The following is a 14398-nucleotide window of genomic DNA, read 5'->3' as shown; positions in this document are numbered from 1 at the left end:
TCGGCAGGTCTCCTGTTAGCGCCCAAGTGTATTCAGTATCCGATGCCAACTCTGGAGTAGGGCTCGTTCTTGTCGTTCTGGACGGTAATCTTGGACCACTTTTAATCCTTGCATTACTGCGTTTTGCCATACGTCTAGGGAAGTACCATAGCTGGACATTATCTTCTCGATGTGGGTGACAAGTGGAACAATATCCCCGGGTGAAAACGCAGCATAAGGTGGCACGGTCTCGTGTAGTGGCCCGCACCCGTATGATGCTAATAAACAACCGGAGGCCATAGCTTCCAATGGCATTCGACCCATCCCTTCTGAACAACTGAGAAAGAGGAATATGAGCGCCTCTTTAAGAATTGCGGCCGTCTCTGTTTCAGTCTTTTCTCGTATCTCTATCCATTCGAAGGCGGCTCCACTGTTCAAGCCAGCCATTGTTCGGGCTTTGGTCATGTGATAGCACGTCAGGAGCCCGTCGATATCTTTTGCCACGAAAGCAATACGCGGCTTTTTTTGGGAAAGAGGATTGAAGCGAAAGATGTCAGTGTTAACCTCCAAGTAAACTCGTTCAACGTGGAGCCGTGGAAAGGCAAACTGGATGTGAGAGAAGTTGTGCTCTGATACCACGAAAGCTGCAACAACGTCTGGGGCGCTGTAAGGATACATAGGCACGTCGGGCAATCCTAGGGCGCGAAAGCCAAGAAATAGATTTTTATTGAAGATCACTTTACGCCCGGGGTAACAAGTGATCGCCGTCCCGAGGTCTTCGGGTAGCACTACTACATCTCTATCGGGGTCGACAAGGCTGTAGAATTCACTTTCGGTAATCACTGGGGTTTCGTTTTGAAACCAAGTCAATCGGAATTCAGGCCCGGGATGAAAGACGAATGCGCTAAAGCCATTTCGAGAGAGGATGTCAACATGGCGGTAGGTGTGCTTCTGTCCGCCAGTCGGAGAATTATGCCGGTAGGAAAAGTAGAATATTCGAGGTTTATACATCAGCATTCTTCCCCATGATCGGATGCTCGCTACGTCATGCTACATTCATATCGTGAATATGGGTACCGACATCGCCGTATCTAGTTCTAGTGTGAGCCGTAGATCCATGCCAGAGAAATTAACCATCCTCTTTCAAGCTCCTAACCGGGTAGGCCTTGGCCACATGAATCGCCTCGCAAATATAGCGGACCGTCTACATAGTTTTGGCGAGCATGTTTACACTCCTTTTATCGTTCAAGGATTAACCCATTCATTTCTTGAATCTCGCGGTTTTGACGCAATTGCGATTCCAGCCTTTTCGACCAGATCGAAGAATTCCTTATGGAATTCTGAGGACACTGCTCGCTCTTTCCTCTTGTCCTTGTCGGAGCTTATATTGGCCACACACAAGCCAGACTTAGTTGTGTTCGATTCATTCCCAAGTCTGGAGTTCGCTGAAGCAACTCAGCAGGCGGACATTCCGATGGCAATATGTATAAGGAGAGTGAAGGATTTTGATCGCTATGCCCAAGACCCTCGCGTGGCCCAGGTTCTTCATGCATCCAAGATACTTATTGTTCCCCACTCAGAAGACGAATTCACTCTTCCAGAGCCTTTTCAGCGGAAGACCGCCTACGTTGGGCCTATTGTTCGTGAGCTTCCGATAGATCCACAGCCCATGGCTCTTCCGGAGAGTACCCTCGCAGGGAAGATTGTCGTTATAACCGGTGGGGGGGGCGGACATTCTAGCGTCCTGGCATTCTATAATCTTGCACTGGACGCTTTTAGGCGTCTCTCTGAAGTGGAATCTAGTTTGACGTGTGTTCTCATGGCTGGTCCGTTATTTGATCAATGGAGACACCTACGAGATATTCCCGGTGTCTACATCAGATCATTTTCATCCGACTCACTCGATATATTTGCAACAGCGAACCTTGTGATCACACAGGCAGGGTACAACACTTTGGCAGAACTCTTCTATCTTGCTACGCCATCGATTTGTATTCCGGCTTCCCGTGGCTTCGACGATCAATTCGCTCGCGCGAATAGCTATGCCAAGACTTGTGACTATATCGAGACATATGAAGGCGCGAGCGCTGCGGAATTGGCCGCCAAAATGGAAACGCTTTTGGCTCGCTCGATTCCGCGCAGTCGTCCGACTCCGCCCAGCGGCGCACTCGAGGCCGCTGTTTTATTACACAATATCGCGCTGGCACACAGGCACTAGCTAGCAATAGGAAAGAAGATGCCGGCTTCTCGCTTCCGCCTTCTACCTCCGTCCGCCAGGCAAACTATTTCATTACTGCAAGTGGCTTTCGTTTGGAACACGCAAGGCCACAGGCCGAACGCGTTAGCGTTTCCGAAGCTGCGCCTTATAGTTGAAAAGGCCCACAATTTGCCTACACAGTTCCTACACAGCCAAAATTGTGACTGTTAGTGGCAATTAAATCAGCGATATAGAAAATCGCTCTCACACCTACGGGATGACAAACAAAAGACGGTTTGAATCCCACTATGGTTTGGGTACATCCAGGTAACACAAAGGGCGAGCCTTTCGGCTCGCCCTTTCGCTTGTATCTCCCAAACAACTACATTCCCGCTTTGACAGCCGCCGACCCACCACCCGCGAGGATCTTTGCCAATCCATGCAGGCGGTCAGCATCTGCCGATGTCTTCGCAGTCGCCGCAGCCTTCTCCGCTGCCTTGGCGTCGGCTGCCAGCTTCTTCGCATTCTTCGCGTCGATGTCGGAGGCCATCGCCTTGATCTTTTCAGCAGGCAGGCTGGTTCCGCGTGCAAGCTGATCGAGGTAGGCCTTCGCCGTAACAAAGGTCATCGGGTAGTCGATGTGGGGCTGGTCCTGCACATTCAGTTCGGGCAGATTGATCTGCGCTGCTGCATCGATTTCATTCTGCGTCAGGTATTTGGTTGGAAGCAGCTGAAGGACATCGGTGCCGCGAGCGATCTCAGAGCCGTAGATATAGCCGTTGTAGTAGTAGGTTGACCACTGGCCGCCCATCGCCGGACGGCTGTCGTCGACCGGACCGCGATCGAAGTAGCCGATCTCGAACGGATGCGTGGGATCGGTGTAGTCCACGATCGAGATGCCGCCCTGATACCAGGACTGGACCTCGATGTTGCGTCCAGGAACCGGAATCATAGAGCCGTTGTGGGCGACGCAGTTCTCCTTGTCGGTCTGCGCAGCGGGCATCTTGTAGTACGAGGCAAGCTTCAGCTTCTTATCCGGAGTAATAGTGAAGATGGCATCGGCGCCCCACGCCATCGGATCGGTAGCGCGGCAGCGTGGCTGTCCCCCGCCACCCCACTCATCGGTAAAGAGCACTGTCTTGCCATCGTTCGAGAAGTTGGCCGAGTGCCAGAAGGCATAGTTGGGATCGGTAACGGCATCGATGCGCTTGGGGTTGGCGGGGTCCTTGATATCGATCAGGATGCCGTTGCCGGAGCAGGCGCCGCCCGCAAGGCCAAGCCAGGAATAGACAGTGATGTCATGGCAGCCGCGCGTCGCCGAGGTGGTCTGCGTGCCGTCGCCATGGTTGCCGCCGTGCCACAGAGCATCGACCTTACCGCTCTGCGGATCAGAGAAGATGCGCGGGCTGTTGATGATCTTCGCAAGCTCCGGATGCGCCAGCGGAACCTTGATGACGACGATGGTGAAGACCGCTGTCGTCGGATCCTTATCTGGATCGCCACCGGAGCAGCCGGAGAGCTCTTCCGAAGGACGAACGCCAGCGGAGCCGGAGACATAGACGTAGACGTTGTCCTTATCCTTCGGATCGACCACCAGCGTATGCGTGTGCGATCCACGGCAGGTCTGCACGTCAATAATCTGCTTCGGGCTGCGGATGTCAGAGATATCGAAGATGCGAACACCCTTCACGCGATCCGCGCTCGGAGGAGGCTGCCGCATGCGGAAGGCACGCATGGCGGCGGCATCCTTCTCGGCATCGCCGGTAGGAGCCGGAGGAGTAGGCTCAGGCCCTGCGGTCGCAAAGCCCTGCGTTCCGCAGTCCATGCGGCCATTCGCGGCTTCTACCGACATGAACATCAGGTGCCCATAGACCGAAACGTCACCCTGTCCACCGGGACAGACGATCGACGTCACCAGCTTCAGATGTGCCGGATCAGCGATGTCATAGATGTTGATGCCGTTGTAGTTGCCGTTGAACAGATACTTCGAGTTGAAGGCAAGGTCAGAGTTTGTTCCGCCGTAGTTCGCACGCGGACCCGCGGGACGAGCAGCGCCAGGCTGGCGCGGTGCATCCGGATCAACCGGAGGCGGTGGCGGTGTCGCATCGATGGCCTTGATGGAGTCCAGATCCGGAGCAAAGCCCGCAGGCTTGGGCGTTGAGATCAGCAATTGCAGACCGCTGGCGGCCTGACCCGCATCGTAAAGGCCGCCCTTGAGGCCGATACGCGGATCATCGGTAGCCCGTTGATTAACGAAGACGCTGGGCGGCTTCGGAGGAACTTTGGTGGGAGTGGCTGATGACGCGGTGGTGGTTTGGGCAACAGCCAGACCGGTCGCGGACAACGCAACCGTCAGTGCCAGAGTCTTGCGCATAACGCGCAGGGAATTCTTCCAGCTCATTCTCTCTCCTTCAGCATGTGACGCATGATGTCGATCTCGGCCTGTTGGGTGTTGTCGACATCGTTGGCGAAGTCGAACAACTGCGGGTCCTGGCCGGCTCCGGGATTGGCAAACAACTCTTTCACCATCTGCAAGGCGCCCGTGTGGTGCTGGATCATGCCCGTCAGAAACAGATGGTCGAACTTTGGCCCACTGGCCTTACGCAGCTCGTCCATCTGCGCCGTCGTCAGCATGCCGGGCATCATTGGCATGCTCATGGCCATCATCTTCATATGCTCTTCCTTCTCTTTGGCATCCATGCCCGACATATCCATGCCGGCCATCGAGTCCATGGAAGTAGGCAGACCGCGCTCAGTAAGCCACTGCTTCATCCAGCGCATCTCATCGGTCTGCGAGACATCGATCTTGTTCCCCAGCTCCCGGATCGCTGGATCATGGGTGCGTGTCTTGAGCAGCTCGGTCATCTCGACCGCCTGGTTGTGATGCATGATCATGCCCTGCATGAACTCCACATCCGGCTTGGAGGGCGGCTTTGGCGCCTCGCTGGCCGTGGCAGCAGCCGTGGACAGAGTTTTGCTTACAGAGCCCGGAGCTCCCGGCTGCACAATCGCCGGCGGGGAATCAGGTGCGGGTACGGATTGCTGCGACAAGGCCGCCGTTGCGCATAATGCAAACGCAACTGCGATGCCGGACCGAAGCGATACATAAGCCAGAGAAGACAACATCCCTCCAATACCGTGGAAGACCACGACAACGCTTTGACCTGAGAACAACCTGGAAAATGCTGCAACCCTGGGCTGGCGAGGCAGAAGCACAAAAGGCCGGGCCAGGGATATGGGACATACAACAAGAGTGGGTGGAAGACTTTGTTAGCCCTTATGGACGGTGTGTCGCCAACTATAAATGCACGCATGCCAAGGTGCAATATCCGTATTAATACGGATATTGCACCTTACCGCTAATCAGAGCCGGTTTTGCTCGATCCTCACGATGAGCCGCCTGCAATAGAGGAGTGGAATCGCCCCGAAGATGCCAAAGCTGCAATCGATCATCCTCCAGCCGAACGGAATCCCTCTTACCTGTCCGGCGATCAAGGCGAGAGGGATCACTGCCGCACAGGCGATGAGACCAAAGGTGATCACCCATTTGTTGCGGACGGGATCGATGTATGGACCAACAAAAGTGATGGCGATGACAAGGTGCGCGAATGCCAGCCAGTCCGTTCCGTAAGCAAGAAACGGATAGCTTTCATTCGTAACCGTCAATGCCTGCTGCACGCGCTCGGTCCACGGCAACAGGTGCGTGGACGTCGCGGTTGGCTCGATCCAGGAATGATGCAGGACGGCAACGAACCAGTCCAATTCCGTCTGCAGCGGGAAGGCAGTCACACCGCTGAGAACCAATCCAATGATGAAGAGAACGAGCCAGAATCGGATGCGGCGAAGAGCGTCGGCGGGCGTCATAAACTCCTGTCCAGACTAAGGGCAAGGCTGAAATGCGTCGATGTTGCTGGGTCGGGCGCGCTCACAGACAGACCGCCAAATCGGCGCTCCCTGCCGTAGAACTCCTCCAGGGCCGCATCGAACTCCGCCTCGTCGAAGTCAGGCCACATGCAGTCAGTAAAGTACAGCTCCGCATAGGCCGACTCCCACAGGAGGAAGTCAGAGAGCCGCTTTTCGCCACCGGTACGAATAAGCAGATCCACATCGCTGTTGTTGCCCATGAGGCGTTGCGACAGTATCGGCTGGCACATGGTTTCATCCGCCGACAAAGTCATCCCTGCCGCGGCACGCGCGATCGTCTCCCTGGAGGAGTAGTCAATCGCAACACAAAGGTCGAGACGGTCTCCCGCTGCCGTCAACAATTCGGCTTTTTCGATTGCCTCGCGAACCACCGGAGCTAAACGATCGCGCCTGCCAATTGCCTGCAACCGCACACCTCTCTGGCGGAGCCGGTTCGTTTCGAGTCGAAGAAACGCACGCAGCAGCCAGAAGATACCCTGCACCTCCGCGGTTGGCCGGCGCCAGTTATCTGACGAGAAGGCATACAGTGTAAGGCGTCCAATTCCATGATCGAGAGCGCGATCGACAATACGGCGGATCGTCGCCACTCCAGCGCGGTGGCCGGCGGCGCGGGGTAATCCGCGCCGCGTCGCCCACCGGCCGTTGCCATCCATGATGATGGCGACGTGCAGTCCTTCGTGTGTCATCGCGTGCCTTCCTGATTGACTGGCACGGAGCTCGATGCACCGGAGACAGATCCTGACCAGTCAATCGTCCGCGTGAAGTACATCGCTGCTGCTACGACGAGGAAGCTGGTGACCGAGCCGACCAGAAGCGCATTGTCTTCCAGCGTAAGCAGCAGATAGATCAGTGTGTACAGCAACGAGAAGATGGCGAAGGCTCGCAAGCCCTGCATCCGGCTCTCAAAGATCCAGGCGGCATTGATGGACAACAGCCCAACTGTTGCAGCGCCCGCGATCAGGAACCCGTAGTTGAAGCCGATGCGTTCCGCAAACGAGAGCAGCAGCAAATAGAAGATAAGCTGCGCGATGCCAACCAGCACATACTGCGCAGGGTGCACGCTCTTTCGCGTCGTCGCTTCAAAGACGAAGTAAGAGAGAAAGACCATGCCGAGGAAGAGAAGCGCGTATTTCAGCGACCTCTCCACGGATTGATACGGATCTGCAACTTCAACGAACGAGATTCCCAGGTTGGTTGTGTCGAGCGACGCCAGGATGTTTCCGGCTCCCTCGGAGCGTACGTTGCGGGCAATGAAAGGGACAGTCCACGTAGCAGTGTATCCCTGCTCGTTCAGGTTTCTGGTGGCTGGCGGAATACCACCGTCGAAGCCAGGGGTCCGCCAATCGCCCTGCGCTGTGAGGCGGGTTGTCTTGCCATAGGCGAGAACGGCAATCCGGTTCGCGCCGGAGAACTTAAGGACAGATTTCACATGGAACTTGTTTCCGGGCTTCGCCTCGCTGACCTGCGCCCCAATGAGCGAGAGTTTCTGCTGCTTCTGCTCTCCCATGACGACACTATCGACCGCCTTTGCAGGCGTGAGCGTCACGGTTCCAGCGTCAGAGGTAAGCACTGCGTCAGCCAGGGCACCGCGCGCATCGCTTACACCGACAAGAACCTCAGCACGGTCCCAGTTCAGCGTGGCATCCTTGGGCAGAGCCTCCGGAACGCCGGTCAGGTCGAAGTTCGCGTCGAAGACCAAATCCGCCTGAAAGACCGGCACCCGGAACAACGAGCGATGGCGCTCCTCGGTTGCCGTTTTAATCGCTGCGTTTCCTTCCGCGGGAAAAACAAAGTACGTCCCCCGCTCCAGTGGAGCCGATGGCGACGAACCTGGGGCGCTATAAGGAATCGCAAGCGTTGGTCCGAGGAAAGTCTGCGGCCCACCAACGCCGCTGCCGATCTCATTGGCTACCTCCTTCGCACGGTTCGTACGTTCGTTTACCAGTCCATAGACAAAGAACGAAGGTATGGTCATAAACAAGGCCAGAAAACAGATCAGGATCAGCTTTACGCCCATCGATAACGAGCGAAAGATCCCTCGCACGGGTACCTGCAAGATTGAGTATTCAGCCATCGACTTCTCTCCTTTTTCCTCTTCACCGCAGAGAACTTTGTATTGCAAAGTTAATAGGCAAATTTTTTAGACTCGTGACGGAGTCAGGCCACGCACCTGTGCTCCCACGGGCTTTGCGTCTTCGGCTGCATCGCGAATCACCTGCTCCAGCGTGGAGAGATATTCGAGATAGCGCTTTCGCCCTGAAGACGTCATACGGCACACAGTAAGCGGACGGTTCTGATCGTGTCCTTTCAGGATCTCGACCATCTTCTCCTTCTCCAGCACACTCAGGTGCCGGCTCAGATTGCCATCGGTCAGAGCACACATCTGCTTGAGGTCGTTGAAGGTCAGCCCCTTGGGATTTGTCACCAACGACGTAAGAATGCTGAGGCGCGCCCGCTCGTGAATCACGCGGTCCAGCCCCTCATAGGCAAAGCGGCCTCCGTCGGAGGCAGACTTAGACTTCATCGCCCTCTCCTTCCGCGTTCACAAACAGAACACCGGCGACAAGAAGCTGGCCGACTCCATAGGCCACGCCCATCGTCCACGGCGAGAGCGCACGGCTTCCCGCCAGGGAGAGGCAGCCAAGTCCAGTCGCGAGATACCAGGCGCCCGCCGCACTCATCGCGCGTGGCAAAAACCTGCAGGAAGAGAAGATACCGATGCTGAAGATCACCTGCCACAGCCCGGGAAGCATCCACGTGACCGCAGGCGCGAAGTACACCAACACGCCGGTCAACAACAGACCCGCACCGGCCGAGGGCAAGAACTGCACCACCGCCATGCGAAGCATCTCATCCGACAACCCGGAGTGCATGCGCCGTGTCCGCGTATACATCTGGACTCCCGTAAGCGCAGCACAAACAATCGCTGTCGCAACCCATACCGCCAGATACGCCGGTAGATGATGTACAGGCTCTGGCACCCAGTACGCCTGCGCAACAGCAGCAAGGACCGCAAAACCACCGGTGGCAGCCAGTGTCGCCGGACCATAGCCACGGAACTCCGTGGTATTCGCCAGCTGCTTACGAATACTGCTGATATCACCAAGCGCTTTGTGCAGGTCGCTCATCGCTTCACTTTACATTGCAAAGTAATCCTGCACGGCAGCTTTGTCAATATGGATTTCGCTACGAAATGACAAACAAAATGTGAAAGTCCAGCCGCTTCTGGCGGCTGGACCTTTGGTTTACGAGGCCTTCTGTACTGCCTCCGGCACCCACTTCTTCGCTTCTTCCGACTTCATCCACTCGCCGGCAATCTGCTTTGTGGTGACGTTTACACGGTTCCACACGTTAATCAGAGCGATCTGGAGAACCAGAACCGCCAATGCCTTCTCGTCGTAGTGCCTGGCTGCCTCATTCCAAACATCATCCGGAACCGGATCAGACCGATCGCTCAGGCGAGTCGCAGCTTCCGTCAGCGCAAGCGCAGCGCGCTCGGCGTCCGTGAAGTACGGAGCTTCTCTCCACGCCGCTACCGCGAACATGCGCTCGTCCGTTTCGCCCTCATGCCTGGCCATGCGGGCATGCATGTCGAGGCAGACGCCGCAGCCGTTGATCTGGCTGGCGCGCAGATGCATCAGGCCCAGCGTCTTCTCCGGGACCCCTCCATTCTTGGTGGCTGCGCTAAGCGCCATCAGCGCCTGCATGGCTTCGGGAACAACCATCGCCGGATTCATCATTCTTGCCTGCATTGCGTTTCTCCTTTTCCTCTCCCGCAGTCTGCGGGTGCTACGCGACGAGTACCCTTGTCACATTGCCTGGGTTTCGCTCGTCACAACCATGACGGGAGCAATGGGAGGGATGTGACAGAGGTGGCGGAAAAAGATTGGCTGGCAAAACAGTTCGAGCAGAACCGTGGACATCTGCGCGGTGTCGCCTACCGCATGCTCGGCTCCCTGAGCGAAGCCGAAGATGCCGTGCAGGAGACGTGGGTGCGGCTTAGCCGCTCCGATGCCAATAGCATCGACAACCTTCGCGGCTGGCTCACCACCGTTGTGTCGCGCGTCTGCCTGGATATATTGCGCTCCCGCAGCTCACGCCGGGAAGACTCGATCGAAGAAAACCCCATCGAGATTCCGGCAAAAGACGACGCCAGCATTGACCCTGAGCAGGAAGCGATTCTGGCGGAGTCCGTCGGCATAGCGCTGATGGTATTGCTCAACCGCCTCAGCCCGGCAGAACGCTTTGCCTTTGTACTGCACGACCTCATGGATCTCCCTTTCGATGAGATCGCCCCGATCCTAGGCCGCACCTCCACCGCCACACGACAGCTTGCAAGCCGTGCCCGTCGTCAGGTGCGTGGCATCAGCCCTGACACGGGTCTGGAGCTCACACAACAGCGGGAGATCGTAAACAGCTTCCTCACTGCGTTGCGCGCCGGCGATATCGAAGCCCTGGTGCAGGTGCTGGATCCCGATCTTGTCGTCCACATCGACAAGAGTGCTGCGGCTACCGGGCTCCCGGTCGAGATCCATGGAGCACGTAACTGGGCAGGGAATGCCATCGCCTTCGCTCGGCATATGCGTTTCTTTCAGCCGGCGCTGGTGGATGGAGCAGTCGGCATTCTTCTGGCTCCGCGAGGCCACCTGTTCCGGGTACTGCGGTTCACCTTCACAGACGGCAGAGTCACGCAGCTCGACGTGATTGCAGATCCGGAACGTCTGCAGCGGCTTCAGATTGGAATGCTGGAGGAGTCTGATGAATGAATGGAAAGGCTCTATCACCCTGAGTTATCGAAGGGCGCCAAGTTGTAAAAGCGCTGAAGGCGCGTTCTATACCAGCCTGGGGCAACGCCCCAGGTTGTTGGTTGAGAAAAGGATCAAGGGCTGAAGGCCCGCTCTATAAGGGCGTCTTTTAGAGCGGGCTTAATGTCTTACGGGTCGCGATCATCTCCCTACACATACCTCTCCACGTACAAACATCTCACGAATATAGAACGGGCCTTCAGCCCTCTATTGTTTTTTGATGCCTGAAACCTGGGGCGTTGCCCCAGGCTGGTATAGAACGCGCCTTCAGCGCTAATATCGCGAGAATTCAAAAGCAGATTTCTTCGCTTCGTCACAAAATGACAAACAAAAATGCTTATGCCCGGCGAACATCGTTCGCCGGGCATAAGCTTCTGTTTCGGTTTTACGTCTTGGACAATCTACGCAGTGCAAACAGACCAGCCGCTGCGGACGCGATCAGCAGGCATACGAGGATGCCGGTCCACCGCAGGTTCATCACTAACTCCGGAACCCTGGCCTTCCATCCGAGATAGACAAAGACCCCAACAGCAGCGGCGATGATCGCATAGTCCCACCACTTCCGCGGTGTCGTGCGATCGATTTCCGGAGTCGCATAATCTCGCAGTACCTCTGAGATATCGAGGTCATACCGGTCGCACTCACGCTGCAGAGCATCGTTCATCGAGATGTGCTCACGCTGTGTCGCGACCGCGCTGCTGATAGCGATGGCTCCGCCGATCATGATCAGCGATCCGGTAATAACCATCACCCGCTGGCCGGAGGTGGCATTCGCCAGCTCGCCAAAGACCAACGCGCCCCAGGCCAGACCCCACAACTGGTTCGTGTTGGAGAGCGGAATGCCGCGGCCGATACCGAGGTACTTGGTCGCGAACTGCTGGAAGATATCGCCGATCACCCAGACGAAGCCGCCGAGGAAGAGCCAGAAGAGCAGGTGACTCAGACCTTCCTTATGGAAGATCGGCGCCTTCGCGCCACCGTCAAAGTACCAGACCAATGCGAAGACAGTGCCCAGCTCGCCGAAAGTAAAGGCCGTAACGAACGACAGCGGATTCATGCCGCTGATGTAGGCCTTACGGTAGGGGATATACATCGTGCCCCACAGCAGGCTGGCACCGAGCGCCGCAAGAATACCCTGCACGGCACGATGACTGTGTCCTCCATCGGCATGCATGGTGCTGAAGCCAAGCAGCGTCGCGGCCGAGACGATGGCGATAGTGCCCACCACCACCTTGAGGATGTTCGACCGGCTGGCGTTATTCAGCTCACCAAAGAGCAGCCGCCCCCATAGCAGACCGATCAGCGAGTTCGTATTCCAGAGAGGAAAGGCGATGGTCAGTCCTACATCGCGGATGGCAAAGACCGTCAGCGTATTGGCAACCGCCCACAGCATGCCGGCAAGCAACGCCCAGAGGATCAGATACTTCTTCCGCATCAGGTCCTTGGTTACCTGGCTTGTGCCTTTCAGCAGCGTGGGAACGGTCCACCGCGCGGCAAAGACACCTGAGACCATGCAGAGCGACACCGCAAACGGTGACAGCCCGGCGTTGACGAGTTTCGTGGGAGCCTCAGCGGCGCCCAGCCAAACGCCGGCGCTAAGACCGCAGATTACGCCGGCCCAGTGCAGACGGCTGGCTTCTTCCAGTGCATGTGGTTTGTCGTGAGATGCCATCGGCAGAATACTTTTCTCAATTAGTGAATTTGAATCAGCAGAATGATCCCCAGGCAAAGAACAATGAGCGGGATCAGGAAGTGAATATCGGTGACGATGGCTTTTGCGGTTCGCATCAAGGGCATTCGTTTGGTTCCTTCCAACGTTGCATCAAAATCTGTACAGAACTCCTGCACAGTCACAACGGCACAGGAAGACCGGCGACGATGCCGGTACGGGCTCTGCTTTCGGCATCATTCCACTGGCTTGATATCGAATCTCATGTGGCTCAAACCGGAATAGACCAGATCCACCGAATCTGCTCCGTCGTCGATACTAAACCCGGAAGCATCAGTCGTGATACCCACTTGTAGTCCAGGCAGATGCCATGCCGCCGACTTGATCTGCTCTTTCTTCAAACCGGCGGCATGAATCCGTAAGCGGACGGTGCCTTTCGTGTCGATATCCAGTCCATTTTCATCGGCGCTGGCATCGACCAGCGGACACGCCACCAGTTGCACCCATCCGATCTCGCCGGAGGGTGTGCGCCAGTGGACGGTCGCCGGATGAAACTGCGAACTCGGTCCACCGGCGTCCTTGGTCTTAGAGGTCAGCTCTCCGCCTATAAGGACGTGATCGCCGAGCCACGCCGTTGCCGTCCGTTCCGCGCTGATGTTCTGGCGAATGGCATGGGCTCCGGCGAAATGCTGCATCTTCGCAAGCGCATCCGGCGGGATCGCAGTCCCCAGAATGGCGATATGCGAGGCAAACCAGATATCCGCCAGATGATCGGTCGTCGCGGAGATCGGCGGCAACGGGGCAGACGATGCATCCAGCACAGTCCTCATCCATACGCCCACCACGCTGACGTAGTGCGTCATATCCATACCGTAGGCACGATCAAAGGGACCGCTGAGGTTTCTCAGGTCAGGCTGGTAGTAGTTGGCAAGCTCGCGCCACAGGCTGGTTTCCATCGCCGCGCCCATCTCACGCATATGCGCCGAGGAACCATAATCACGCCACAGGGCCAGACCGTAGATATCGACACCGCTATAGGTCGGTGAGTTGTACTCCGGAAAGGTTCCGTACTTCTCAAACAGCCGATAGACCTCCTCATTCCACGCCACAGATTTCTTCTTCCAGGCCGCGTTGTGATCGTGGATCGCCGCAAAGTCCCACAGGAAGCCGTACATCAGGGCAATGTTGGTATACGCCGGAACCAGGCGGCCCTCACGCATCTCGCCCGCGATGCCCAGATCGATCGCCTTGTACATCCGTTGCCGCAGCTCGGCGGGGACACGATCCGGATACTCAATCAGGATCATCGCAAAGGTCGTCCCGATAAAGACACGCCAGTTGGGATCGTAATCACGCCACAGCTCACTCTTGCTGGGCGGCGTCGGCTCGGCGGGAGTGCGCTTATAGGTTCCATACCAGCGAACGCTCGGATCGGTGTACTGCTGCTTCAGTACGGCATCCAGAATCTTTGCGGCACGTTCGCGATCACCGGGCTGGTCGCGAAAGAGAAGACCTAACGCGTACCAGCTCGACTCGCGAACCATGTATCTGCGGCCCTCGCCCTGAGCGCCATGGGAACCGGCAGACGGGCTTTTAATGAGTGATTCCGCATTGTCAAAAAAGTACTCATTCCAGCGCATAGACTCCTGGAAGAGCTCACCGGTATTTCGATTGAGAGAAGCGGGAGAGACATGCCGGGCATGTGGTGGTTGGCCCTGCCCATAGAGAAACGACGTTGCTCCACAAAGCGCCATTACTGCGATAAGCTTGCGCACCACAAACACCTCCATGCATCCGTACGGGCGGTGTCCTCATAAGAGAACA

At 56.7% G+C, this 14398-nt stretch carries 14 protein-coding genes; 2 read left to right on the top strand and 12 right to left on the bottom strand.

Annotated features, from left to right (window positions below; all coding sequences use genetic code 11):
• Positions 1–15: 15 nt before the first annotated feature.
• On the bottom strand, positions 16–990 hold the full coding sequence (locus FTW19_RS04280; protein WP_147646490.1) for a glycosyltransferase: 975 nt from the start codon (positions 988–990) through the stop codon (positions 16–18).
• Positions 991–1096: 106 nt separating this feature from the next.
• Here FTW19_RS04280 and FTW19_RS04275 point away from each other — a divergent pair, with 106 nt between their 5' ends.
• Entirely contained in the window at positions 1097–2197 is a 1101-nt protein-coding gene (locus FTW19_RS04275) for a glycosyltransferase (RefSeq protein WP_187143272.1), read from the top strand.
• Positions 2198–2558: 361 nt separating this feature from the next.
• On the opposite strand, the gene FTW19_RS04270 is transcribed toward FTW19_RS04275, so the two are convergent.
• The 8 genes from FTW19_RS04270 to FTW19_RS04235 form a co-directional block, all read right to left on the bottom strand.
• The gene (locus tag FTW19_RS04270; protein WP_147646488.1) at positions 2559–4577 is read right to left on the bottom strand and encodes an LVIVD repeat-containing protein; all 2019 of its coding nucleotides are present in this window, start codon (positions 4575–4577) and stop codon (positions 2559–2561) included.
• Positions 4574–5302: a DUF305 domain-containing protein gene (locus tag FTW19_RS04265; protein ID WP_246153560.1), complete on the bottom strand. Its 729-nt coding sequence runs from the start codon at positions 5300–5302 to the stop codon at positions 4574–4576. Before FTW19_RS04265 ends, FTW19_RS04270 begins: the two co-directional genes overlap by 4 nt.
• Before the next feature lie 237 nt (positions 5303–5539).
• Complete coding sequence (locus FTW19_RS04260; RefSeq protein WP_147646487.1) at positions 5540–6040, bottom strand: hypothetical protein; 501 nt, start codon at positions 6038–6040, stop codon at positions 5540–5542.
• Complete coding sequence (locus FTW19_RS04255) at positions 6037–6786, bottom strand: di-trans,poly-cis-decaprenylcistransferase (RefSeq protein ID WP_147646486.1); 750 nt, start codon at positions 6784–6786, stop codon at positions 6037–6039. Before FTW19_RS04255 ends, FTW19_RS04260 begins: the two co-directional genes overlap by 4 nt.
• Complete coding sequence (gene creD / locus FTW19_RS04250; RefSeq protein WP_147646485.1) at positions 6783–8174, bottom strand: cell envelope integrity protein CreD; 1392 nt, start codon at positions 8172–8174, stop codon at positions 6783–6785. Before creD ends, FTW19_RS04255 begins: the two co-directional genes overlap by 4 nt.
• A 66-nt stretch (positions 8175–8240) precedes the next feature.
• Positions 8241–8624, bottom strand: a complete 384-nt coding sequence (locus FTW19_RS04245) for a transcriptional regulator (protein WP_147646484.1) — start codon at positions 8622–8624, stop codon at positions 8241–8243.
• The gene (locus FTW19_RS04240; protein WP_147646483.1) at positions 8614–9228 is read right to left on the bottom strand and encodes a hypothetical protein; all 615 of its coding nucleotides are present in this window, start codon (positions 9226–9228) and stop codon (positions 8614–8616) included. The genes FTW19_RS04245 and FTW19_RS04240 overlap by 11 nt, the downstream gene beginning before the upstream one ends.
• Positions 9229–9345: 117 nt before the next feature.
• Positions 9346–9852, bottom strand: coding sequence for a carboxymuconolactone decarboxylase family protein (locus FTW19_RS04235; protein ID WP_147646482.1), 507 nt, complete (start codon positions 9850–9852; stop codon positions 9346–9348).
• Positions 9853–9972: 120 nt separating this feature from the next.
• On the opposite strand from FTW19_RS04235, the gene FTW19_RS04230 reads away from it, so the two are divergent.
• Positions 9973–10866: a sigma-70 family RNA polymerase sigma factor gene (locus FTW19_RS04230; RefSeq protein ID WP_147646481.1), complete on the top strand. Its 894-nt coding sequence runs from the start codon at positions 9973–9975 to the stop codon at positions 10864–10866.
• Between the two features lie 424 nt (positions 10867–11290).
• Here the strand turns inward: FTW19_RS04230 and FTW19_RS04225 are convergent, their stop codons facing one another.
• The 3 genes from FTW19_RS04225 to FTW19_RS04220 all read right to left on the bottom strand — a co-directional run bounded on the left by FTW19_RS04225 (position 11291) and on the right by FTW19_RS04220 (position 14349).
• Positions 11291–12577, bottom strand: a complete 1287-nt coding sequence (locus tag FTW19_RS04225; protein ID WP_147646480.1) for a GRP family sugar transporter — start codon at positions 12575–12577, stop codon at positions 11291–11293.
• A 20-nt stretch (positions 12578–12597) separates the two neighbouring features.
• Positions 12598–12702, bottom strand: coding sequence for a translocated intimin receptor Tir (locus FTW19_RS26010; RefSeq protein WP_222705529.1), 105 nt, complete (start codon positions 12700–12702; stop codon positions 12598–12600).
• A 108-nt stretch (positions 12703–12810) separates the two neighbouring features.
• The gene (locus FTW19_RS04220; protein ID WP_147646479.1) at positions 12811–14349 is read right to left on the bottom strand and encodes a hypothetical protein; all 1539 of its coding nucleotides are present in this window, start codon (positions 14347–14349) and stop codon (positions 12811–12813) included.
• Positions 14350–14398 lie beyond the last annotated feature (49 nt).

The organism is Terriglobus albidus (assembly GCF_008000815.1).
In the GTDB taxonomy this organism is placed as follows: Bacteria; Acidobacteriota; Terriglobia; order Terriglobales; family Acidobacteriaceae; genus Terriglobus; species Terriglobus albidus_A.
Note: the sequence above shows the minus strand (reverse complement) of the source record. Positions and strands in the feature narration are given on the sequence as shown.

Bases quoted from the DNA above. Each gene is read 5' to 3' on its own strand.
- FTW19_RS04280 (WP_147646490.1), bottom strand. From the start codon at position 990: ATGTATAAACCTCGAATATTCTACTTTTCCTACCGGCATAATTCTCCG.
- FTW19_RS04275 (WP_187143272.1), top strand. From the start codon at position 1,097: ATGCCAGAGAAATTAACCATCCTCTTTCAAGCTCCTAACCGGGTAGGC.
- FTW19_RS04270 (WP_147646488.1), bottom strand. From the start codon at position 4,577: ATGAGCTGGAAGAATTCCCTGCGCGTTATGCGCAAGACTCTGGCACTG.
- FTW19_RS04265 (WP_246153560.1), bottom strand. From the start codon at position 5,302: ATGTTGTCTTCTCTGGCTTATGTATCGCTTCGGTCCGGCATCGCAGTT.
- FTW19_RS04260 (WP_147646487.1), bottom strand. From the start codon at position 6,040: ATGACGCCCGCCGACGCTCTTCGCCGCATCCGATTCTGGCTCGTTCTC.
- FTW19_RS04255 (WP_147646486.1), bottom strand. From the start codon at position 6,786: ATGACACACGAAGGACTGCACGTCGCCATCATCATGGATGGCAACGGC.
- creD (WP_147646485.1), bottom strand. From the start codon at position 8,174: ATGGCTGAATACTCAATCTTGCAGGTACCCGTGCGAGGGATCTTTCGC.
- FTW19_RS04245 (WP_147646484.1), bottom strand. From the start codon at position 8,624: ATGAAGTCTAAGTCTGCCTCCGACGGAGGCCGCTTTGCCTATGAGGGG.
- FTW19_RS04240 (WP_147646483.1), bottom strand. From the start codon at position 9,228: ATGAGCGACCTGCACAAAGCGCTTGGTGATATCAGCAGTATTCGTAAG.
- FTW19_RS04235 (WP_147646482.1), bottom strand. From the start codon at position 9,852: ATGCAGGCAAGAATGATGAATCCGGCGATGGTTGTTCCCGAAGCCATG.
- FTW19_RS04225 (WP_147646480.1), bottom strand. From the start codon at position 12,577: ATGGCATCTCACGACAAACCACATGCACTGGAAGAAGCCAGCCGTCTG.
- FTW19_RS26010 (WP_222705529.1), bottom strand. From the start codon at position 12,702: ATGCCCTTGATGCGAACCGCAAAAGCCATCGTCACCGATATTCACTTC.